This is a genomic window from Chryseobacterium sp. 14P4.3.2 (assembly GCF_057799275.1).
Genome location: NZ_JBYOKO010000103.1, coordinates 1 through 238 on the forward strand (window position 1 = coordinate 1; position 238 = coordinate 238).

Genomic DNA, 238 nt, shown 5'->3' on the forward strand with positions numbered 1-238 from the left:
CGACAGCCAAAACAGGCTATTGGTACATAAACATCAGGTAGACAGCAACCCTGTTGAATATCTTACCCAGAATAAATACAATGAACTCTCCCAGCTGGAATCTAAGAAAGTGGGCGGAATTGCTGCGGCATCCCCGCTTCAGCAGATGGACTATAAATACAATATCCGGGGATGGATGACCCAGATCAATGATCCTGCCACCCTGAACGGAAAACTCTTTGGGTATAAGATCAAATAT

At 44.5% G+C, this 238-nt stretch carries 1 protein-coding gene; it reads left to right on the forward strand.

The window, feature by feature from the left end; translation table 11 throughout:
- Positions 1–238: hypothetical protein (locus AC27VX_RS23945; RefSeq protein WP_488698495.1), on the forward strand; the 238-nt coding region annotated here is incomplete at both ends.